This window comes from Dyadobacter sp. CY312, from assembly GCF_021390535.1.
Taxonomy (GTDB): domain Bacteria; phylum Bacteroidota; class Bacteroidia; order Cytophagales; family Spirosomataceae; genus Dyadobacter.
This window is the reverse complement of the sequence record NZ_JAJUXG010000001.1, coordinates 101,303-124,005: the sequence shown is the minus strand read 5'-3', so window position 1 is coordinate 124,005 and position 22,703 is coordinate 101,303. Positions and strand designations below refer to the sequence as shown.

Annotated in this window: 18 protein-coding genes; 6 read left to right on the top strand and 12 right to left on the bottom strand. The window is 43.6% G+C overall.

Annotation, left to right across the window (positions count from 1 at the left end):
* Positions 1-50: 50 nt before the first annotated feature.
* The 7 genes from LZG71_RS00520 to LZG71_RS00490 all read right to left on the bottom strand — a co-directional run bounded on the left by LZG71_RS00520 (position 51) and on the right by LZG71_RS00490 (position 9,282).
* Positions 51-299: a hypothetical protein gene (locus tag LZG71_RS00520; RefSeq protein ID WP_233816069.1), complete on the bottom strand. Its 249-nt coding sequence runs from the start codon at positions 297-299 to the stop codon at positions 51-53.
* Positions 296-1,300, bottom strand: coding sequence for a GTP-binding protein (locus tag LZG71_RS00515; RefSeq protein ID WP_233816068.1), 1,005 nt, complete (start codon positions 1,298-1,300; stop codon positions 296-298). The genes LZG71_RS00520 and LZG71_RS00515 overlap by 4 nt, the downstream gene beginning before the upstream one ends.
* A 59-nt stretch (positions 1,301-1,359) precedes the next feature.
* Entirely contained in the window at positions 1,360-2,313 is a 954-nt protein-coding gene (locus tag LZG71_RS00510; protein WP_233816067.1) for a bifunctional UDP-sugar hydrolase/5'-nucleotidase, read from the bottom strand.
* The gene (locus tag LZG71_RS00505) at positions 2,285-3,052 is read right to left on the bottom strand and encodes a 5'-nucleotidase C-terminal domain-containing protein (RefSeq protein ID WP_233816066.1); all 768 of its coding nucleotides are present in this window, start codon (positions 3,050-3,052) and stop codon (positions 2,285-2,287) included. Before LZG71_RS00505 ends, LZG71_RS00510 begins: the two co-directional genes overlap by 29 nt.
* Before the next feature lie 122 nt (positions 3,053-3,174).
* Positions 3,175-3,966, bottom strand: coding sequence for a hypothetical protein (locus LZG71_RS00500; RefSeq protein ID WP_233816065.1), 792 nt, complete (start codon positions 3,964-3,966; stop codon positions 3,175-3,177).
* Between the two features lie 163 nt (positions 3,967-4,129).
* The gene (locus LZG71_RS00495) at positions 4,130-5,710 is read right to left on the bottom strand and encodes a RagB/SusD family nutrient uptake outer membrane protein (protein WP_233816063.1); all 1,581 of its coding nucleotides are present in this window, start codon (positions 5,708-5,710) and stop codon (positions 4,130-4,132) included.
* An 11-nt stretch (positions 5,711-5,721) separates the two neighbouring features.
* Positions 5,722-9,282, bottom strand: coding sequence for a TonB-dependent receptor (locus tag LZG71_RS00490; protein WP_233816062.1), 3,561 nt, complete (start codon positions 9,280-9,282; stop codon positions 5,722-5,724).
* Positions 9,283-9,603: 321 nt separating this feature from the next.
* Here LZG71_RS00490 and LZG71_RS00485 point away from each other — a divergent pair, with 321 nt between their 5' ends.
* On the top strand, positions 9,604-9,999 hold the full coding sequence (locus LZG71_RS00485) for a hypothetical protein (RefSeq protein ID WP_233816060.1): 396 nt from the start codon (positions 9,604-9,606) through the stop codon (positions 9,997-9,999).
* A gap of 65 nt (positions 10,000-10,064) precedes the next feature.
* On the opposite strand, the gene LZG71_RS00480 is transcribed toward LZG71_RS00485, so the two are convergent.
* Positions 10,065-12,230, bottom strand: coding sequence for a M43 family zinc metalloprotease (locus LZG71_RS00480; RefSeq protein ID WP_233816059.1), 2,166 nt, complete (start codon positions 12,228-12,230; stop codon positions 10,065-10,067).
* A 247-nt stretch (positions 12,231-12,477) separates the two neighbouring features.
* On the opposite strand from LZG71_RS00480, the gene dinB reads away from it, so the two are divergent.
* Positions 12,478-13,581 carry a DNA polymerase IV gene (gene dinB, locus LZG71_RS00475; protein ID WP_233816058.1) on the top strand — a complete coding sequence of 368 codons (1,104 nt, stop codon included), beginning with the start codon at positions 12,478-12,480 and terminating at the stop codon, positions 13,579-13,581.
* On the opposite strand, the gene LZG71_RS00470 is transcribed toward dinB, so the two are convergent.
* Positions 13,582-14,760 (bottom strand): putative sensor domain DACNV-containing protein, encoded by a 1,179-nt coding sequence (locus LZG71_RS00470; protein WP_233816057.1) that lies wholly within the window; start codon positions 14,758-14,760, stop codon positions 13,582-13,584.
* A gap of 831 nt (positions 14,761-15,591) precedes the next feature.
* Here LZG71_RS00470 and LZG71_RS00465 point away from each other — a divergent pair.
* From LZG71_RS00465 to LZG71_RS00450, 4 genes are all read left to right on the top strand, one after another.
* The gene (locus LZG71_RS00465) at positions 15,592-16,575 is read left to right on the top strand and encodes a glycosyltransferase family 2 protein (RefSeq protein WP_233816056.1); all 984 of its coding nucleotides are present in this window, start codon (positions 15,592-15,594) and stop codon (positions 16,573-16,575) included.
* Between the two features lie 114 nt (positions 16,576-16,689).
* Complete coding sequence (locus LZG71_RS00460) at positions 16,690-18,513, top strand: ABC transporter ATP-binding protein (protein ID WP_233816055.1); 1,824 nt, start codon at positions 16,690-16,692, stop codon at positions 18,511-18,513.
* Between the two features lie 31 nt (positions 18,514-18,544).
* Positions 18,545-19,489 (top strand): hypothetical protein, encoded by a 945-nt coding sequence (locus tag LZG71_RS00455; protein WP_233816054.1) that lies wholly within the window; start codon positions 18,545-18,547, stop codon positions 19,487-19,489.
* A 160-nt stretch (positions 19,490-19,649) separates the two neighbouring features.
* Positions 19,650-20,333 carry a DUF5672 family protein gene (locus tag LZG71_RS00450; RefSeq protein WP_233816053.1) on the top strand — a complete coding sequence of 228 codons (684 nt, stop codon included), beginning with the start codon at positions 19,650-19,652 and terminating at the stop codon, positions 20,331-20,333.
* On the opposite strand, the gene LZG71_RS00445 is transcribed toward LZG71_RS00450, so the two are convergent.
* Genes LZG71_RS00445 through LZG71_RS00435 form a run of 3 tightly spaced genes read right to left on the bottom strand, consistent with a single transcriptional unit; the run spans position 20,330 to position 22,574 of the window.
* A complete protein-coding gene (locus LZG71_RS00445; RefSeq protein WP_233816052.1) occupies positions 20,330-21,235 on the bottom strand; it encodes a glycosyltransferase in 906 nt (301 codons plus the stop codon). The two genes, LZG71_RS00450 and LZG71_RS00445, sit on opposite strands and share 4 nt — an antisense overlap.
* A 4-nt stretch (positions 21,236-21,239) precedes the next feature.
* On the bottom strand, positions 21,240-22,166 hold the full coding sequence (locus LZG71_RS00440) for an aldo/keto reductase (RefSeq protein WP_233816051.1): 927 nt from the start codon (positions 22,164-22,166) through the stop codon (positions 21,240-21,242).
* Between the two features lie 9 nt (positions 22,167-22,175).
* Complete coding sequence (locus LZG71_RS00435; protein WP_233816050.1) at positions 22,176-22,574, bottom strand: cupin domain-containing protein; 399 nt, start codon at positions 22,572-22,574, stop codon at positions 22,176-22,178.
* Positions 22,575-22,703 lie beyond the last annotated feature (129 nt).

Here is a 22,703-nt window from a genome sequence, read left to right as displayed (position 1 = left end):
TCTGATATAAATAAACAAGGCCCGGATCTGAAACTTCCGGGCCTTGTTTATTATGATAAAAGTATTTTGTCTGATATGCTCTGATCAGGATCCAGCCTGACCAATCTTTCAAAAGCCTCTTTTTTCGACTTCACATCACCTTTGTCAAAACTGCGGAAACAGTCCCAACTTACCCAGGCATGATTTAGCTCTACATGCAGAAATCCCCAGTCGCCCGTTTTATCCAGCTGCGGTACATAGTTGACAACCAGGGTAATTGCCTTTTCATATTTTGGATAAAAGGTCCAGGTCAGTTTCATAAAGCCTGGTTTTCCGCAATCGCTTTGCGCTCGGCTCTAACCTGCGCACTAATCGTTTTAATCGCGGGGCGAAGTATTCGCTGTATTGCAGGAGTTTGCAGCCCCACACCAATGAAGACCAGTTCAGAAACCGGTTCGTGTGTTTCCCATGTCCCGTGACTTTCCAGAGTCAGTCGTTTTCCAGTCGATTGCAATAAGATCTTTTCATTACTTTTCTCCAACTTGATAAATCCCTTAATCCGGTAAATCTGACGGTAATGGATCATCAGACTTACATTAAGTGTATGAAGCAGATAATCTTTGTAAAACTCATTATCAGTTCTGTATGTCACAGTCACGATTTTGTGCTTGTTCACGCCCAGGAGTACACCATCGCCGGATGCAGCAATGGACTGTTCATCCCTGGCAGGCAACTCGAGCAAACCCGCAGGAATACTGCCGTCTTTGGAAAAAATCACTTCCGCGAAGGGGTTAACCCTCGTCATGATCTCTTTAAGTTTTAAGGCGTACTCAGGAGAAACAAAATCAGTTTTGTTAATCACGATAAGGTCCGCACACACGAGCTGACGGATTGTTTCATTCGTTTCATCCAGATAATCTTCAACTGTCTCGGCATCGGCGATACAGATGACGTGTTTTAGTGCGAAAACCTTGCCTACATCCTCTCTTTTAAAAATAGCCGCAACATTGCCCGCATCCGCCACACCAGTCGTTTCAATGAAAAGGTTATCTGGTCGCTTTTCACTCTGAGCAAGCATGTTAAGCACGTCGTAGAGTTCTTCATCCAGCGAGCAGCAAATGCAGCCGTTGCTCAGTTCATACATTTCACTGTACGATTTACTAATCAGTCTCCCATCAACAGAAGCTTTTCCAAACTCATTTTCTATCACCACATTAATCTGCCCTTCCTTGCTTTGCAGGAGATGATTAAGCACCGTGGTTTTTCCTGCACCCAGAAAACCGGTGATCAGGTATACATTTATTCTTTCCTGTGTCTCCATAATTACCTACTTGCAACAGTATTGCAATTATAACGCAACGTAATTTCTATCGTTCCTTTTCAGACCAAAATTCTTTCCCCTACCGGACATACCGATGCAAGCATCTTTCTTTTTCCGGTTTGCCGGTCAAAGAAATAGTCCAGACGTCCCAGATTTATTCCTGCAAATCCAACCTGATTGATTGTTGTCATCTTACCATCCAGATTCATCACATCTTCCGGTAATTTCATAAAAGAATGCGTATGTCCGCCTATGACCAGATCAATATTGCGGGTCGACTTGGCTAACACCTGATCGGACACCTTATTCTCCTTGTACTTGTAGCCCAGGTGCGACAAACAGATCACCATGTCACAATGTTTGTCATTTTTTAAAAACGCAGCCATCTCATTCCCTTTTACAATGGGATCCTGATAGACCGTATCCCCGTAATTTTTCTTGTCAACCAGTCCCTGCAATTCAATCCCAAGACCAAACACACCGATTTTGATACCTTGCTTTTTGAAAATTTTATAAGGTTGTGTTTTCCCTTTCAGATCCGTGTTGGAAAAATCGTAGTTACTAACCAAAAAGGGAAATTTCGCGTGAGGAAGTTGTTTTACAAATCCTGCTATACCGTTGTCGAAATCGTGGTTCCCCAGCGTGGATGCGTCATACTGCATATCGCTCATGAGCTTGAATTCCAACTCACCTCCGAATACATTGAAGTATGGGGTTCCCTGGAAAATATCTCCTGCATCAAGCAGAAGAACATTTTTTTGTTCTTCTCTGATCTTATTAATCAAAGCGGATCGACGTGCAACACCGCCCAGTCCCTGATTTCTGGAACCGTCCATGGGAAATGGTTCGATGCGACTGTGTACATCATTTGTATGTAAAATGGTGAGCTGCACTGTTTCCTGTCCCGCGAGAGCAGAAAAAGGAGAACCAGCCAGTGCAAACAGACCGGCTGCCGCCCCGGCTTTTCTTAAAAACTCCCTCCTGTTATTTGTTATCGATAATAATTCTTCCATCTGTTTGTGGGATTATTTTTTTACCGTTTTTAGTTTGTTCTCCAATGTAATCCAGTAGCGCAGTGCGAATAATTTTACCTGCATTCCTGCGTTCCAAAGGATTTGCCAGGCTGCTTTGATCATCACCGTTATTTGCAATGTAATCGGACGTTACCATCAGGTAATTCCTGGAAACGTCAAACGGCTTGCCACCAATAGTTACTTCGTACGCTTTTTTATCCTTCACTTTCATTCGGATTCCGGACACCGGTTGTCCGTTACTCGCCGCCAGGTAATCGATCATTTTCTGGACACTGGTTCCGGAAAGTTTCAAAATAACCATTTCGTTATCGAATGGCATTAACTCGAAAACATGTGAAACCGTTATTGCACCCTTAGGAATTGAATTTCTGATTCCGCCTTTCGTAGTTGGGAAAGAAAATTCGATAGCCGGTTCAATCTTCTGAGCCTCGGCGAGTATGGCATCCGCGTAAAAGTTGCCAAGTGAAGTTTCAGGATCCGAAGATTTTATAAGGTCTCCCGAAGCCTCACCCACTACCCGGTTCATTTCTGACTCCATTTTTTGCTTAAATGGCGTATAATACCGGATCAGGGAGGAATCAGCAGCAACTTCACTGCTCATGCCGTACTGTTTGTATTCTGTGTTTTTAAGGGTAAAATGTTTGTTACAGGAAAAATTCAGTAGCAGGGGAATCCAGAGTACCGAGAGTTTCGTGGCTAGGCTTTTATAATTGTTCATAGAAATGCAAAATGAATTGCAAAGGTAGCAACCCGTTTCAGAGTATTTCTAACTCAAACCCAAATCATTTTCATCAAACGTGTCGATCTGGCCAGCGTGGTTGTTTTGTTTTAATTCTCCATTCAAAAATCATATTTAACATCCGCCGGTAAGGGTTCTACCCGTACCTTCATCCATTGTCCGTCTACTTTAATCACCACAATATTGCGGTCTTTGTCGTAAAACATGGTGCCATTGCCACCGCCTTTCAATTCCTTAAAGTTCACATGCTTCGCATCTTCCTGATAATTCTTCTCCGCATCCTCGCCGGGCTGCTCCTTCACGATATCCTCCTTGCCTATGTTTCCAAGCGTAAAAGCATTGGAAAGTTTCAACGAACCGTAAAACACCGCTTTGTCCCTACCGAAGAGAAAGGAATGCTGCTTCACATCCGAACCTATTTTAAACCAGTTGTAGGCACTTTCGGAGTGATCATAAACGGTGCTGTAATAATACGTTTCCGCCACGGACCTTTCAAGTTCGGTATGTTTGTTGACAAGCATGGTGATCCTTGATTTGTCGTCGCTCGCATATCCTTCAAAAACATGATAGCCCCATCTTTTCCGGTTACGCTCCTGTGCGTTTCCCCTCACCTGTATCATGTAAGGTGTACTCAGTATACCTTCTACGGTTGTGTACATGGGGGTAACCTTTGGATTGAAACCAAAATTATAACCGCGTTCCAACCAACGGGACCAGGTGGTATCGATGTCGGACGATAGAACCAGTCGTCTACCCGGAGACTGCTCACTTCCTGAGACAGCGCGCACATAGGGCTGTAAACTGGTGTCATTTCTATTTTGAGCACATACCATATCGCACATTCCCGTACAACACAGAAAAATAAACAGCGAAAGACGATGAAATTGATTCATGTAAAACGGTTGAATTTGATTCATTGGTAAAAACTGGATATGACTGATAAACTGGAAAAGGATTTGCGGCAATTCACATACTTTAATTCCGACATTACACAACAAAAAAAGTGCGTAACTACCGAATGGCAATCACGCACTTTTTTCAACCAGAATAGCTCAATTACCAGAGTTCGTGTTGTTTCAGATTAGGATTGGCGTCAATCTGAGACTGTGGTGTAGGATAAATTTCCAATTTTGGCGTATACGGTAACAGTACGTTGTCGACGATCTGATCTGGCGACATGGCTGCTATCTCCTCATTTAGCGTGCCCCACCTGCGTATGTCAAAAACAGTATTAAATTCACCTGTCAATTCCAGTCGACGTTCCTTCCGGATTGCGGCCCGTAAATCTGCAACCGATGTAGCCTTCGATGCAGTTGCCTTGGCCCGCAGCCTCACCCGATTCAGCAATGGCAGCGCTTCTGCCGGCTTTCCTGTTTCGACCAATGCCTCAGCCAGGCAAAGAAGAACGTCAGAAAAACGAAGTTCAATCAAATCGGCACCGTAACCCTGAATTGCAGCACCGGCAGGTCGTGGCTCGCGAGCGAGTTTACCAAAGGCCATACCATATTTATAATCGTCTGTCCCAACAGATGTTTTGGTTCTTTTATTAATGTAGTTTGCTTTCGTGGTATCATACACAATGCTGTCACCCGGCTGAATATCTCCTCTTGGAATTCCCTTGTAAACATACTTTTCAATGACAGTAAAATCCCTTCTAACGTCTGTTTTTTCAAATAGTTTATAAAATTCGTAGGTAAGACCGTAGTTTGTCTGCTCATCACCGTTTACAAGCCCCGGGGGAAACAGATTAAAAGGAAGAATGTTCCCGTTTGGATTCGAAGAATTGATGAAATAGCCAAAGGACAAAATGATCTCGCGGTTGCGTTCATTTGTAAGCGCAAATATGTTGGCGAAGTCAGGCATTAACTGAAAACCGTATTTTTGCTCATTGGCAGTTCCCGTTATCTCTTTGAGTTTGTCCACCGCTTTCTGATAATTCTCTGTCTTGTTCAACGGCTTTCCGGCCATGGTCAGGTATACCTTTGCAAGCATGGCTTTGGCAGCACCTGCTGTTACACGACCTAGTTCGGCTCCTCCGCGTGCATCAGGTAAGTTTGCTTCTGCAAAAGTCAGATCCGCAATGATCGCGTCATAAACTTCGACATCCGTTTTTTTGCCACCGAAAATAAGATCGGTGTCTTTAAGCGAGTTAATCTCATTCAGAATAAGTGGGACGCCGCCGAAAAACCTCACCAGATTGAAGTAAGCATATGCCCGTAGAAATCTCGCTTCGGCAATGTATGGATCTGCTTCTTCTTCCTCACCCGGCACAGCCAGCTTCGCATTGGCGATTACTGTATTGGCACGAAAAATGATTTTGTAAAATCTACTCCAAACCGATCCGAAAGCGCCCGAATTGGGAAGATGCCCGAAACGGTAATAAGGGTCTGAGCCAATACCAATGCCGGCAGTAGCGTATCGATGGCCTGATTCAGTCAGCACAAACCGGCTGCTGATGTCAGTAAAGTCAGGCGCGGTGTAGGCATGATAAACGCCAATGGTTGCCTGGTTCAGCCCATCTTCGTCCTGAAAAACCACCTCCTTACTTAGTGATGAAAATGGCTTTTCATCCAGATTATCCTTGCAGGATACAAACGCCAGCAGTAAAAAGGCCGGCAATATGATATTATATTTCATACAGGTCTAGATTAAAAATTACATGAAAAACCGATTGTGTAGGAACGTTGCGTAGGGTAAGCGCCGTAATCGATGCCCTGTTGAAGCAGCGACTGTGCGTAGGAGCTTACCTCAGGATCGTAACCGGTATATCGGGTTAGTGTCCACAAGTTGGTCCCTGTTACAAACAATCTTGGATTTTGAACTGGCCCCAGCTTAGGAAACGTATACGAAAGTGAGAGCATTTTGAGTCTCACGAAACTACCGTCTTCGAGCATGGTTGAATTGATATCACCCGAAGCAATACCCCGTTGAATGCCCGGATACTTGGGATCGTTGTGCGGATTGCTCTCTGTATAACGCTTGTTGTACCACTCCTCAGACTGGTTAAATCCTACTCCGCCATAATCCACAACACCATTGTTGATGTAGAAGCTCGTCAGGTTGAGTACGTCATTCCCTACTGATCCGGTGAAAAGCGCGTTCAAAGCGAAATTTTTCCAGGTAAGATCGTTAGTCCAGCCGAAGGTGAAATCAGGATTTGATTTACCCAAAACAACACGGTCTGCATCATCTATTTTGTTGCTACCGTCGGTATCTGCATATATCCAGGATCCGTAAACCGGCGTTCCCTTAGCTCCCGGAGGTGCTGGTCCTTCAAAGGTTGCAAACGTTGGGTTCCCGTTACTGTCAAAGTCAGAAGTCTGGGTAAGTCCGGCAACCCGGTAACCGAAGAAACGGCCAACATCCTGCCCGGGAGTTAATATCCCCGACACACCACCTAACAAATTGCCATTGATGTTCACGTAATCCGATTGCGTACGATCGCCTAAGTCGACGAGTGTTGTAACATTTTTAGAGATATTGATTCGTGAAGAAAAGGTTACGTTTTTTCTTTGAACGATGTTTGCCTGAATACTTAACTCGGCACCGCGGTTACGCATCGTTCCGTAATTATCAATAATGGAGTTAACGCCAGACTGGGTAGGCAGCACTCTGTATTGAAGCAGATCCGATGTTACTTTATTGTAGTAGTCGAAACTCACGACCAGTCTATCCTTAACGGTGTTAAAATCTATACCTGCATTAAACTGTCTTGTACGCTCCCAGGTAAGGTTTGGATTGGCAAGGGAGGTAGGAAAAATACCTGTGTTGATCACACCACCTTCACCCTCGCCAAGCTGATAAAATCCGCTGTTGTATTGGGAAAGCGAAGAGTAAGGTCCGATGGCCTGGCTGCCGGTCTCGCCGAAAGAGGCTCTCAGTTTTGTATTGGAAACAAACTTCACATTTTTCATAAATTCCTCGGCATCCAGGTTCCAGGCAAGCGCTACGGAAGGGAAAAGTCCATACTTGTTATTCTCTGCAAACGCCGACGCCCCGTCCATCCTTAGCGACGTATTCAGTACATACCTGCCTTTGAAAGAATAATTGAAGCGACCGAATGCCGATTGTAATATTCTTTTTTCTTTAAAAGATCCGATCGACTGTGATTGTGCGCTTCCAATATTGTCAACTCCGAAGTATGGGATGTCAAAACCTGACGAACTTGTGTTGACGAATTCAACAACCTGGTTGTTATATTCTACACCACCGGTTACATTGACATAGTGATTTTTCTTGAATGTCTGTTCATATTGCAGGTAAGCATTCAGGTTGTAGCTGTATGTATTGGATGTGTTGTTACTTCCGCGGCCTCTTGCCTGATTACCTTCCGCAGTGCTCGGAGGAAGAAAGACGTTACGTCGTGTCAGATTCTGATTGCTACCCAAACTCACCACAAATTGTAGCCCGGGTGCCAGTTTGAAGTAATTTTCAAGATTGATAATCGAATAATCGTTCTGTGTGACATCCGACTTTGCCATCAGCTCGTTGTATGGATTGGCAAAATAATATCCCTGATAGTCAGGGATACCCAGACTGTTGAATCCAAGATAATCGATCCCAAGTGTTGGTGCCGCACGAAGCCCATCCATCAAACCACCCGAATTAGGCCATGCACGCGATGCCGTAACAGCTCTGTTGGATTTTTGTCTTGTAAAGGCAAGCTGACCCTTAATGGTAAACCAGTCATTTACTTCGTTGTTCAGATTGGCTCTGATACTACCCCTATTATTGTTTGAGTTGATAATCGTTCCTTTTTCAGACAGATAATTCCCTGAAATGTAATACGAAGATTTCGCGCTTCCACCGGATATGCTCAGTGTAACATCCTGACGGAAACTGGGTTGCGTAATGGCAAACACCCAGTCTGTGTTGGTTAATGCGCTATCCAGATTGGTAAACGGCGCGGTTCTTCCGGTTTGCGTAAAACTTTCGTTGATAATCTGAGCGTACTGGTTGGAATTCATCATCTTTATCGGATTGGAGACCGTTCCGAAAGATGTCTTGTTAACCAGCTCCACACGTCCTGTCCCGCGTTTCCCTGCCTTCGTCGTAATTAAAACAACGCCGTTTGCACCTCTCGATCCATAAATGGCAGTTGCCGAGGCGTCTTTCAGAACCTCCATGCTTTCAATATCATTGGGGTTAATTCCGTACAACCCGTTCTGAGAATACGCTCCGGTAAAATTGGCTCCCGCTTCCCGGTATGGCGGCATTGGAAACCCGTCAATCACATACAAAGGCTCATTGTTTCCGCTAAGCGAATTGTTCCCTCTGATACGCACAACCGCTGAGGCACCAGGCTCGCCCGAAGTTTCCACCACTTGCACACCGGTCGTTCTTCCTTGCAGCGCCTGATCCACCGTATTAACAACAGCAGATTTATATTCCGTACCGGAGACCCTGGTGGTGGAGCTTGCCAGATCCCGTTTACTCTGAGCTCCGTAGCCAACAACGACAACTTCTTTGAGCGCCTTGGCTTCCGGATTGAGTTGAACATTGTAATTCGATTGTTTCCTAACCGGTACTTCCTTGGTGGTAAAACCAATGTAAGTGAACACCAGAATAGATTTGAGTGCAGGAACCTTCATTTCAAAAGTGCCCTGATCGGTTGTAACAACCTGAATTTTAGTATTTTTCACTACGACACTAACTCCGGGAAGCCCCGTTCCGTTTTCGTCAACTACTAATCCTTTTATTACGCGGGCACCGGCTCCGAGATCAGGAATACTGTCTTTGCTCACAGCAGTGGCGGTTGAGTCGGTAGTAATGGATGTGGAATCGTTCACTGCATTTGCCGGGGCGTTGACGTTGCCGGGTATACGGTTCATGGCAGCACTGTCGGAGAGACTTTCATTACCGCCTGCGGGCTTTGTTTTAGCTGTGTCCGGCTTAGCGGCTTGCTTTTTGGTTGTGTCGGCTTTTACTTTTCTTGTAGTATCAATCGGCGCAGCAGGCTTTACCAGTGGATCAACACGCTGTGCAGGTTTAGTTAGAGAGTCGATTTTGGGTTTAACCAGGCTATCTGGCTTCTGTACTGGTTTTGGAAGTGTGTCCGACTTGGGCTTGGGTATACTGTCGCTGCTTACCTGTTGCGCATTTATTTGAAAGGATGCTGCGACCGCAAACAGGAGCATACACGCCCGTCGGACCAACATGTAAGACCAGGTACAGACCCGCTTCTTACGCTTTTGTTGAGTTTTTTTCATAGAAATTTGTGGCTAAGTAAATGGAATCTTTGTTCCGGGTAATCGTATACTGTCCACGTATGTCAAAAATCGTACCTTCATGCAATTCAAATACACAATTCTGACGCATTGTGAACAGCTTTGGACCATTTTATGGTAAATGGATGAAGATAAGATCCTGAAAAATGCACTGGCCTATGATTTTATTTTCAGAAATAATGATAAAGAGAAGTGTTTATTTTTGGAAAAAAGCTGTTACCGCTTACATTTGTCGAAATGCTCTTATACGAGGGTATTGCGAATTCGCATTAAGAGATACTACAAGGAAAAACATATTACACCATGAGCCAGGAACAACTGCTTACAGCCGACTACATTGATTCTCAAATAGGAAATGTGATCGAATATTACACCAAATGGGAATTTGAAGAAGATCCTTTCTATGGAAAGGCGCGGATAAAAGGACTGGCAGATGATGACTTTGGCAAGCTTAAAATTATTTGTGATGTGATCAGCGGCAGCGATCTGGAACTCGCTTTCGAAGTGGAGGAGGTTTTCCACCTTTCGGATAACCGACCATTGTTCACTGGCTCCCTTCCGGAGATTTATTCCGCAAACTGGGTATCTACAGACGGAAAGAAGAAAAAACAAATTTTCATTTCGCCTCCCAATGAAAATGCAAAGGAATATGCGATTTCCCAAACCAATAGCAAGGTAGTTGTAAAACGAATTCTTTAATAAAGTCATAAGCAAAGAGCCGGTTCTTGTAACAATAGCCGGCTCTTTGCTTATACAATATCCTGTTATTTTAGTTTAACGAACTTTTTGGTCAATACCCGGTCGCTGAATACAGCTTTAACGACATACAGCCCTGGTGAGCAATACTTTAGGTCGAAGTCGTAAATATTCCCGGGCACGGCACCATTCCTGATAACCCGTTCTGCCACCAACTTCCCTGAGACATTGTATATGTAGATTCCTGTCAGTTTTTCGGGATGCGGATAGAACTGGACTGAAACGTCTTTATCAGTCGGATTAGGTGAAACAAGGAATCCAGCCTCCTTTAAATTGGGATTCACAGTGACTGTGCGGATATTAATATCGTCCAGGTAAATATTATTTCCATTACCCGTTATGTTTTGAAAAGCCACAAGGACCTCACCGCTGGAAATAAAGTTACCGATATTGATTTCTTCCTTTCGCCATTCCCCGGTTCCCGGTACAAATGTTGTCCTGGTACTTCCCGTTCGCGTAACCAGTGATGATCCCCACTTTTTATATAGGCTGGTGTACGTTTTCCCGCAGTCGGTGCTTATCAGCACTTGCAGTGTATCCCACACAGCGGCCTGCGCCGAGGAATTCGCATAACTGGCCGCAGCCACCTGAAACGATACAAATGCCGAGTCGGTATTGGCAATGTTGATAGTTGGGCTGCGTAAATAGTCCTTTTGCCCCACAACCAAATAATCAAAATTGCCTATTGTGGCAGAAAAAGCTCCCGTCGCGGATGCCGATTGCGTTCTTTGCCAGGTGATTCCATCATCTTCATTTACAACATCCCAGCCACGCGGTAAAAACTCTCCCTCAAATCCATCGTTAACCGGTGCTGATACGGGCAGGAAATACATAAATTCTTTTGACAGTTCATCATTGGAATCATCTTCATCAGCCCCTCCGTTAGGGTTAACAGTGTTAATCACAATGGTATGGCGGCCTTCTTCAGTTTGCATGGCGGGTAAATTGATCGTAGCCTGCTGATAGGTACTGAGTGAGCCTATCCAGCGGTAAGTTACAGGCTGTCCGTCATCAATGCGCGTTTGAATTGTAAGAGAAGTCAGTACCTCGCTTCCCCGGTTTTCAACAGTGACCTGCGGAGTGAATTGCGGTTCACACAAACGCTGTTCAGGATTAATGATACTTCTCAAACTTGCATCCTTACCTTTAAGACTCACAGGCACGCATGCGTCCGAGGAACCAAGCGAGAGTCTATACGTGTTGAATGCCGCCTCCATGCGGGCCACCTGTAATTTTGTAAACATAAACAGAGCTGCGTCAGGTGTGTAATCCATGAAATTCTGGTACATGATTCCTGGGGCCGTAGAGGTACAATTATCAGTGAGCACACCGGTGTGCAAAGCATTTGTGAGATTTCCCTGATTGGGTGTGTCATCCACATGGTCAGAACCTGAACACGCACCAAAATCATCACCCCAAATATGAAAAAGGTTGAAGAAGTGACCCAACTCATGTGTCAGTGTTTTTCCATAGTTGTAACCTGTTTGCGATCCGCCTGGCAAACTTGTCAGATCGACCACAACACCTTGCTCATCCTCCCGCCCTGTATTGGGAAATGTGGCGTAACCCAGAACGTCTGCACCTACATCACAAATCCAGATGTTGAGGTATCGATCCGGATCCCATGCATCTGCTCCACCTGTGCTTGCGTGTTTTAGAATATTGGTGCTGGCATCTTCATCATAAGTAAAGGAGGTACGCGTTGTGGTGTATCTCACAATACCGGTCGTGGGCTGGTTATCCGGTGTTCTTTGTGCAAGACAGAATTGCATCCCCGACTGGCCGAATACCTGGCGAAATGCAGAAATTATCCTGGAATCAGCACCGTTCAGGCCTGCATAATCCTTATTAATGGTATCCAGTTGCGCCATCACCTGTGCATTGGAAACCTGAGCCTGCTGCCTTAGCACGATGTGGAAAACGACAGGAATTGTCACAGGACCTGACGTACGCATGGTTTTTCCGGCAGCAACGCGTTGATTTATGATTTGCCGCAACTGCATTTCCCGGTTATCAAAACTGATTTTAAGAGCCGGATCTTTACTGAATTGACCGGCAAGTACTTCCATTGTTGCACAACGATTCTGCGCATAGGAGAAAAAAGAAAGTAGTAGCAGCAAAAAGCTAACAGCAAATCTTTTGCAAGACTGGCCCGAAGGTAATTTTATATTCATTTCTAACGTTGTTAGGACACTTTTAACCTGCGCCATGCCTGAGATACAGTCCACGCACACTTTTGTACATACGATAAAAGCACTGCAAATGATGCGATCCTTTCTTTATTAATTCTTATGGTTCGATAAACTTACGACGTAAATGCATATTTGAGCCTTTGAAATTGTGAAAACGAGAATTTATTTTTAATGTGAATCGTTAGATTTGAAGAGCTCTGAACACTTTGCAAGCACGAAAGCCCTGGTTATGACTGAACCCGTTGTAAGAACACGCAAGATCATCCACATTGATATGGATGCATTTTACGCGTCGGTTGAACAGCGCGACAATCCTGAGTATCGGGGAAAACCTATTGCTGTTGGAGGATCGCCAACAGGTCGCGGCGTTGTTGCAACAGCGAGTTACGAAGCAAGAAAATTTGGGGTACGATCCGCTATGCCTTCCCGTAAAGCCATGCAATTGTGCCCGCACATCATTTTCGTATATCCAAGATTTGAAGCCTATAAAACTGCATCAAGAGCAATTCGTGAGATTTTTCACAGGTACACTGACATCATTGAACCCCTTTCTCTTGACGAGGCGTTTTTGGATGTGAGTGAGGACAAGTTAAATATTGGATCAGCACTTGAAATTGCCAGGCAAATAAAAGAAGCGATCAAAGATGAGCTGAATCTTACAGCTTCCGCAGGAGTATCAACAAACAAATTTGTCGCCAAAATAGCCTCTGACATCAACAAACCAGATGGTCTTACTTTTATTGGTCCTTCAAAAATTGAGGCTTTTGTCAATAACCTTCCGGTGGAAAAGTTTTTCGGGGTCGGTAAAGTCACCGCCGATAAGATGAAGGGTATGAACCTGTTTACCGGGGCGGATCTCAAACAGTTATCAGAAAACGAACTTGTCAAACATTTCGGAAAAACCGGGCACTTTTATTACAGAATTGTACGCGGAATCGATGACAGGGAAGTACAGCCCCACAGAGAGACAAAGTCACTCGGAGCCGAAGACACCTTCACTTATGACCTGGCAACAACCGGGGAAATGCATAAGGAGATTGATCGGATCGGTCTGACCGTATTTAACAGACTCCAAAAAAATCAACTTGCAGGCAGAACTATAACGCTTAAAATTAAGTACAGCGATTTTACACAAATTACACGTAACCAGTCCTTTGCTCACCCTGTCAGCGATTATGATACCATTACGGAAGTCGCGCGACAACTCCTTGAAAAAGTTGACACGGAAGAAAAGACTGTAAGATTGCTCGGTATTTCCCTTTCTAATTTTGGAGAGCCACCGATACGATGGCGTAAATCCAAAGATCCTGACCAGCTGGATCTTTTCGATTAGTTACAACAGCAGTGCGTCCACCCGATGGGCCTGAACTTTTTCTTCACAGCCAGACCAGGAAAAAATTGTAAAACGACCATCCTGAGAAGCCACAAGGGCAATTGCATCGTGTTGATCATGTATAAACTGTGCGGCGGACAAATGCCGTGTTCCTCCATTTTGGACCGGGTGAACAACCATACCTTCGTTACCGATAATCGGCTCTGTAACCAACATTTCTTCCACGGGTTTTCCATGCGGAGACCTACCGATTTTAGCACCAAATGCCAGTAATTCATAGCGGTCATTGATAATAGTAGCACCATCCACAGCGGTTAACCCGGCAAGATTGTGAATGGCTGACGTAAGCTGGCTTTGCCAAATGACCTTACTGATGCTGTCTGAGTGTTGCTGTTGCAATTGGGCCAATTCGGAAAATGCAGGCGCCACGGCATATGAGATCGGGTGAATGATGGAGTCACGCCAATTGTCTGACCCGGACGGTACAACCAGCAAAATACCTCCCCTGCCATGCTCTCTCATAGACACGGACAGCTGAACGAGCACATTAAGTGAATCATTCCAGATGGAAGACGAAGTGAAGCCAATCATTGAGTTAATAAGTGAAGGGCAATCCCGGACCTTTCCGCTTTCTTCGTTAATAACTTTTATCTGATCTCCTTTAAGTACGGCTACGTTAACAAACTTGCCAAAACCATCCACCCTGCGGTGTTTGATGACCAGCATACCTGGTTCAATTACCTCTGCTACAAAACACAATCCAGGTATATATCTCGTGGTACCCCAAATGTAGAGCTCATTGTCATAATACCACACACCCAAGTGAATACCCGACCGCTCCACAGCAGGAGCTAGCTTGGTAAGCGTGTTGGCTGAGAATTTCAGTTTCTCACCAAACACGAGTGGGTTTTCCGCGCTGGCAGGATCAAGATAGGCAATCGATATTTTGGGTGATCTCCCCTCCTCACGTCTCAGGCTCGCCCAAAAAACCGTATCGATGATCGCTTCAATGGCTCTTGCGTCCGGCTTTGGCGCCAGTTCCTGTTCATAGTGTTTGATGGCAGATTGATGGTGGTTATTAAAGTGCTTTTCCACTACGTGTGCAACTGCGCGTGCAGCCTTATAAGTGGCGACCGGAAATGTATCTGACGTGGGTGTATTATAATCCAAAGTATTCATCAATGAAAGACGCAGAGCTTAGTGAACGGGTATAATTGAGTAAGGTGCGTCACCGGCAGCGATGGAAACATCTCACAACTCTGTCAACAAATGAGCGAGCCAAAAAGTTGAATTTAGCTTATTGAAAACTCTAAATTCCTCTTAATTTCTACAATAAACAATTACCTTGAACGCTTGATGATGACTAAAACTGAGAAACTTTTACCCATTTTGACCACAAAACACCAATTGTAAAATATGATCATTTGGCTGAAAATCAATCATTACAGATAAAATGCGAAAAAAATATGAGAAAATTTACCTTTTTTTTCTCTACCTCTACAACCATTTCAGCTATTTCGCCGTCTTATATCTATCCACTGAAAAGCAGGTGGAAATTTATAATCGGGATGGCTTTGTAGGTAAGTTCGTATATTACGCTCAAATTAAATTAAGATGCCGATATGGGAGCATCTAAAACACCAATGACTAAAAAAATCGCAAAAAATGATATTTCAAAAAGGTATTTTAATATCTCAATGCCCAATAGTAGGTTCAGGCCACCAGATTCCGAACCCATCGGCATAGTCAACCCGCAACAAGAAAATTTTCTCATACCCTACTCTTTCGCAAATAAATAAAAGCGGTTGTTCTGTAACATAGCATCAGTAACGTGCGTACCTGCTAGTAGGTTATAGTCAATTGTGGTTCAATTATTGCATGCGCCGACGAGGGTGGTTTTTTGAAACCAGGCTTGTAAGTGTCTTGAAAGAGCAAAAATTACATCTAAACAACCAACTGTATACTGATATCGAATACACGCTTTACAGTACACTTTAACCAGCATTGTTGATGAGAAGCATCTCTGTGGTGATTCCGAATTATAACGGAAAACATTTATTCGAAAAATATTTCGATCATAATCTTAATATACTGAGTGAGCTGGAAACAGATGTGCAGGTCATCGTGATAGACGATGCCTCCACGGATGACTCCGTTGCCTACCTCAAAGAAAAATACAGTGGTCGCATTACGCTTATTGAAAAGGAGGTTAATTCCGGATTCTCCAATACCTGCAACCTCGGGATCAAAGAGGCAAACAATGAGCTAATTTTCCTTCTTAATACTGATGTAACTCTTGAAAAGGACTATTTTGAGAAGCTCTATAAATACTTCGAAAGAGAGGATACGTTTGGAGTGATGGGAAGGATAATAGGAATGGACGATGACCTGATCCGTGAAGCTGCCCGTTCTCCAAAGATTATGGGTCGCAAAATTAAGTCGGGTGATTTCTTCCATGTGAACGAACAGGAATCATTCACACCAACGTTCTATCTATCAGGTGCGATTGCTCTTATGGATACTCAGAAACTTAAGTCCATCAATGGATTTAATGAAATGTTTAATCCTTACTATGGCGAGGATCAGGAGTTGTCTATCCGCGCCTGGAGGTTAGGTTGGAAATGCTATTACGAACATGACGCCGTTTGCCGCCATGAAGTGTCAGCAAGTACAAAGATTCATAATCACAAAAGAGCCATCAAGAAAATCCACTTCCGAAACAGATATTACGTTCATTTTCTTCACTTGTACGGAAGCGACCTACTTTTCTGGCACATTCAGGTATTATTGTGTGATGTACTTTTGGGACTGTTTACCCTGCAATTTTACAAAGCAGAAGCATATCTGGATTTCCTTAAAAATCTGAAAGGTCTGCGCAGGAAAAAGAACTCGTTCAACCGACAAATGAAACGCTATCATTCGGAAATAGGTATTATTGACGTGATTCAAAAAATACATATCATGCTGAAATACAAGCAGGTAATCAAACTTTAATATAAATTTAAGTCCACATATTATCATTCAAACCCTTGAATGGGCAATCTTTGTATACGCTTTGAGCGTTTATAAAGATTCACGGTCGCATTTTGCCGACCATTAAATTAACAAATGAAGACCTATTTCAGACTCCTCTCTTTTGCAAGACCGATTGAGAAATTTGCTATACCGTATATCCTATTAACCCTTCTCGGGGTATTTTTTACTACGATGCAGCTGGTGTTGCTGGCACCTCTGCTCGACACACTTTTTGTCAAAGGTGTGGAGAATCAGATACCGCTAACAAAGCCCGACAGCTGGCTTAACGTTACAGGATATCTGAATTACTACGCCGAACAGATCAGCATCAATGAGGGACCTTTTCAGGCTCTTAAAATTGTCTGCGGAGTTACGGTTTTGTCTGTTCTTTTAGGCAATGTGTTCAAGTACTTCTCGCAAAGAATCATGGAAAATTTGCGGATATACACCCTGCTCAATATCAGAAAAACCGTGTTTAACAATGTTATGAACCTTCACGTAGGCTATTTCAGCAACCAGCGTAAAGGAGATATCATTGCGAAGATCGCCTCTGACGTAGGTGTTGTACAGTTTTCCGTAACGGGGACGCTCCAGGTTGTATTTAAAGAACCCTTGCAGCTTCTGGCTTATGTCTTCATGCTTTTCAGCATTTCATTCAAGCTTACCATATTTGCCGTACTCGTTATTCCAATCTCTGCGTTTTTAATTTCTAAAATTGTTAAACGCCTTAAAGAACAAGCTGCGGAAGCGCAGCACTTATTTGGTCTTATGATCAGTTACCTTGATGAGGCGCTATCGGGTATCAAAATCATTAAGTCTTTCAACGCTACTGAATCCATCAAGGATAAGTTTCACAATGAAAACATACGTTTTTCCGAGTTAGGTCGTAAAATGGCCAAACGCCAGCAATTGGGTGCCCCCGTCTCTGAGTTTTTGGGTGTGGCTATGGTTAGTTCAATTGTACTTTACGGCGGGTGGCTTATATTGAACGGGCAATCGGATCTGACGGGTGCCCAGTTCGTAGCATACATAGCCATTTTCTCACAGGTAATGCGTCCGGCAAAGGCTATTACAGAGTCATTCAGCAGCATTCATTCCGGTATCGCCGCAGGTGAAAGGATTTTGGAACTTATCGATGAGAAACCCGTTATTTCCGACGCTCCCGACGCCATTGATGTAACAAGCTTTAACCAAGCTATCAAACTGGAAAATCTATCGTTTTCCTATCCGGGCAGACGTGTTTTGGATTCCATTAACCTGACCATTCCAAAGGGAAAAACAATTGCTCTGGTTGGCCCATCCGGTGGTGGAAAATCGACCTTGATGGATCTGATTCCAAGATTTATTGAAGCAGAAAGCGGCCAGGTTACTGTGGATGGAGTGGATGTCAAAAACATAAAACTGGAATCGCTCTGGTCACTTATCGGTGTTGTTAATCAGGAATCTATGCTATTCAATGATACCATTTTTAACAACATTGCCTTTGGTCGCCCCGACGCAACCTATGAAGAAGTGGAAAATGCTGCAAGAATTGCTAATGCACACGAATTTATATTGCAGACCGAGAATGGCTATGAAAGCAATATTGGTGACCGCGGCATGAAACTGTCAGGCGGGCAAAAGCAACGGATTTGTATTGCAAGAGCGGTCCTGAAAAACCCGCCGGTGATGCTGCTTGATGAGGCCACATCTGCGTTGGACACCGAATCGGAAAAGCTGGTTCAGGAGGCTCTCAATAACCTGATGAAAAACCGTACCTCTCTGGTGATTGCGCACAGGTTGAGCACAATACAAAATGCAGATATGATTGTGGTGCTTGAAGACGGAAGAATACGCGAACAGGGCAACCATCAGGAGCTAATGGCCAGAAACGGTCTTTATCGAAGACTAATTGACATGCAGACTTTCAATGAATAAAATAGCTGACGAGATCTAATTGAAAAATAATATGTTTAAAAAGAAAAATCTTGTTGCACGACTTTGGCTAAAACATACAGACAGGATAAAGTATAAGCAGTACAAGTGGGAACTTGCAAACCACAAACATGTTGAGTTTGCCAATTTTATAAGTAATGCAGAAAAGCTGACTACTCCTGGCAAAATCATTGAGTATGCGAAGAAGAATGGCAGAATCCGGCTGTGCCACAGTGGTAACGCCGGCGATGTGATTTATGCTTTACCCACGATCCGGCAGATAAAAGCTCTCACAAATGTGCCGGTGGAGTTGTATCTGAGACTTGGTCAGCCTTTGAAATTGTCCGGCTATAACACCCACCCTTTGGGAAATGTAATGCTGAATGAGAAGATGGCAGATATGCTCATGGCTTTACTTCGCCCACAACCTTATATTGACCTGTGTGAAATTCTGACTGACCAGACCATCGATATTGATCTAGATTACTTCCGTTCCGGAGGTGTTCCGCTCGACAAAGGAAATATTGCCCGTTGGTGCAGCTACTTAACTGGCGTAAATCCAATTTTGTGGACACCCTGGGTGACAGTTGAGCCAAATAAATTCTATGCTGATACCATTGTAATGGCTCGAAGTGAGCGTTATCGCAATTTTACAGTCAACTACAAGTTTCTCAACGATTATCAGAATATAGTTTTCATAGGGGTTGAATCGGAATATAAGGATATTAAGAAAACGATACCGCATATTAAATGGGTGCAGGTTAGCAACTTCCTGGAAATGGCGCAAATTATTGCCGGATCCAAATTTTTCATTGGTAATCAGTCATTTCCGTTCTCCATTGCTGAATCTCTGAAAGTACCGAGGATTTTGGAAACATCTTTTGAAGTGATCAACGTGATACCGGAGGGTGAAAATGGGTATGACTTTTTCTTCCAGGAGCACCTTGAATCTATTGTGGAAATGCTGGACAAAAAATAGGACAGCGTAACATTGTAATATGAAAGACAAAAAGAGGGTTGCGGTTGTAGTCCCGTTTTACAAGCCGGAACTTACTGATCTTGAATCGATTTCATTGAAACAATGCTTGAATGTTCTGGGTAAACACCCCATTCTGGCCATAAAACCTGCTTCCCTTAGTTTGGATAAAATAGAGGGGGCAGATAGGTTTACTGATACAATATCTTTTGATGATGTTTATTTCAACGGAATTCAAGGATATAACAAGCTCATGCTTTCTGCTGAGTTTTACCAGAGTTTCGATGAATACGAATTTATACTGATTCATCAACTTGATGCCTTTGTTTTGCGCGATGAGCTTTTAACTTGGTGTTCCCGAAAATACGATTACATCGGAGCACCATGGTTAAAGCGTCTTGCGAATCCAGATTTTGTTAAAGAATGGAAAACGAGGCTGAATACCCGCTACAATATATTTTTCAATACTTTGGAAGATGGTGTACCAAGCGATAGGCAATTTGATAACATGGTTGGGAATGGTGGATTTTCCCTGCGAAGAGTAAAAAAATTTTACAACCTGGCTATTTCATTTAAAGAGAAAATAAATGAATATAATCAACGCGAAGAACATCAGTTTCACGAGGATGTTTTCTGGAGTGTAGAGGTCAATCGTAAATGGCCTAGGTTGAAAATACCGCTGTACAAAACAGCATTAAAGTTTTCATTTGAAAACAGATTGACACAATCCATGTTCCACACCAAAAATCAACTTCCATTCGGCTGTCATGCGTGGGACCAGCACCTGTGGTTTTGGGGCCCGTATCTAGCCGAACTTGGTTATGAACTACCCGAGTCAGATCATTAGTGCTTGCCTTCCCTTATTCTCTCCCTACTTACTTTCCATAAATCCAGATAAAGCTTTGGATGAACCCGTAACGGAAAAATCCTGGATTGTCTGGCGTAGCCGATAATCGTCATTAATTTTTTGTACGAGATATTCTTATCCAGCGATTTATTAAAATATACCTTGTAAGCACGCCTCTCATATCGCGACAATGTGGACTCATCCAGCCTATCCGTGTTAACAGGCAATATCCGGCTCCATTTCTTGTGCACTTTCAACGTGTCTTCTTCCCAGCCATCATCAAACTTACCTTCGGAGAAGTGCCTAAGTAAGATTTCATAGGTTACGGCAACGTTGTATTCCTGACTTACGGCCAGAGAGAAATCAAGGTCATAGCCATGAAATGACTGCAATAAATCCGAGTCAAAAGGATACTTTTCCGAAATACTTTTTCTTGTACACATCCAGCAACCATCTATACAAGCAACCAAAGAAAGTTGTTGGTTGCGGGGGTTTCGGTAATCATGAAATTCAGGTTTGCGTGAGTATTTAAAACCCTGAATCAAATTACAGTAGAAGGCTCCGTTACTTTCCAAATCTGCATTATACCAACTGGATGGCACAACAGACTTATAACCGCCCCCTGCAACTCCGACAAGTCCGATTTTTGGATTCATTTCAAAAATTTCAATCAACTTCCTACCCCAGTCCTGCGATACCATCTCAATATCCTCGTGCATAAAGCACATTACATCATACTGCGCTTTCCTGGCCCCAATATTGTAAATTTCACAAATACCCTTTTTCCCGTCAGAATTATCAATAGCGATAATCTCATGAACGACGCCGATGGTCTCTGAGATATTCTGGCTTACTGCCTTTAAATCCTGCTCATTGGCAGAGCAGATAATAATTGAAATCATGTACTTAAATTGTAGTAATCCATTCTAACATTTTCTTGCGGCCTTGCACGTCGGGGAGTTGCCCAAAGCCTGCTCCAAGGTTGTCTGTAATATGTTTAACGTCGGAAGTGCCGGGAATGACGCACGTCACACCCGGATCACTGATGATATATTTCAGAAAAAACTGGGCCCACGATTTAATACCATAGTCTTCAGACCATGCCGGCAGCGATTTTCCTTTTACAAATCTAAACAATTCGCCTTGTTCAAATGGCTCATTGATGATGACGGCTACACCATTATCCCTGGCTGCCTTCAGCAAACTTTTCTCAGCATTCCTCGACCTGATGGAATAATTAAACTGGACGAAATCCACAACTTTTGATTTCACAATACTTTCCAACCTGTCGTGGGCAGAGTCAGTATAATGCGTTACTCCAATATACCTTACTTTTCCTGATTCCTTCCAGCCCTGCAGAGTTTTCAGATGCGTTTGCCAGTTTTGTAAATTATGTACCTGCATCAGATCAAGGCTTGTCCTTTTCATTTTTTGGAGGGATGCGGTCATTTGTTCTATACCCTCCTGCTTTCCGGTTGTCCAGACCTTTGTAGCTAAAAAGAACTTATTGTTCAGCGCCAGTTCTGTACTCAGATCACCAATGACCTGTTCTGCACGACCATACATGGGAGATGCATCAATCATCTTTCCACCCATTTCGTTCATTTTCAGCAAAACCTCTTTAAGCGGATTTCGCTCTGCATTAGCTTCCCCAACATCGAATTGCTGCCACGATCCCAATCCTATAACTGGAATTTTTTCTTTGGACGAAGGAATAGCACGGTTGATCATGGTGTTATTGAATGCAAACAAGGGCAGCGTGTTAAACCCAGCAGCCCCAATGATGGCGCAACTTCCTTTAATCATCTTCCTCCTTGTTATTATTTTGTCCATGTCTGCACGTTATTCCGCTGTACAATAACTGGTTATTAATAGATTAGAATCTGAAATGGCACGAATTGAATGCAGCACATGCGGATGAAACGCCACCGCCTGCCCTTTTGTAATATCCCGCTCCACATCATCGGTGGTGATCACAACTTCACCCTGTAATACCATGACAGTGAAAAGCACGTCCGCCGCACTATTCCTGATTTCTGCACCCGCTTTAAGGGCTGAAACTACGATTGTAATTTCTTCCGATTTAAAGACCGTGATGCTATTTCGATCACCTTTGTCCCAACTTTTTTCTTCTCTTAACTGGTCGGTAAATGCAGGGATATCCATGAAAACATATGGCGCATCAATAACACGGCTACCCTCCGGCCGGTTGATGGTGGCATCGTTACGTTTGATTTCCATAAACATGCAAATTTAAGGGTGGACAAGAATTTATTATTTAACCAAAAATCCTCCAAATCCATGCCAGGAGATTCTGCTGCACCGACCCGCAATCTTATGAAACCAAAGTACTCAAAATGGTTGTAAACG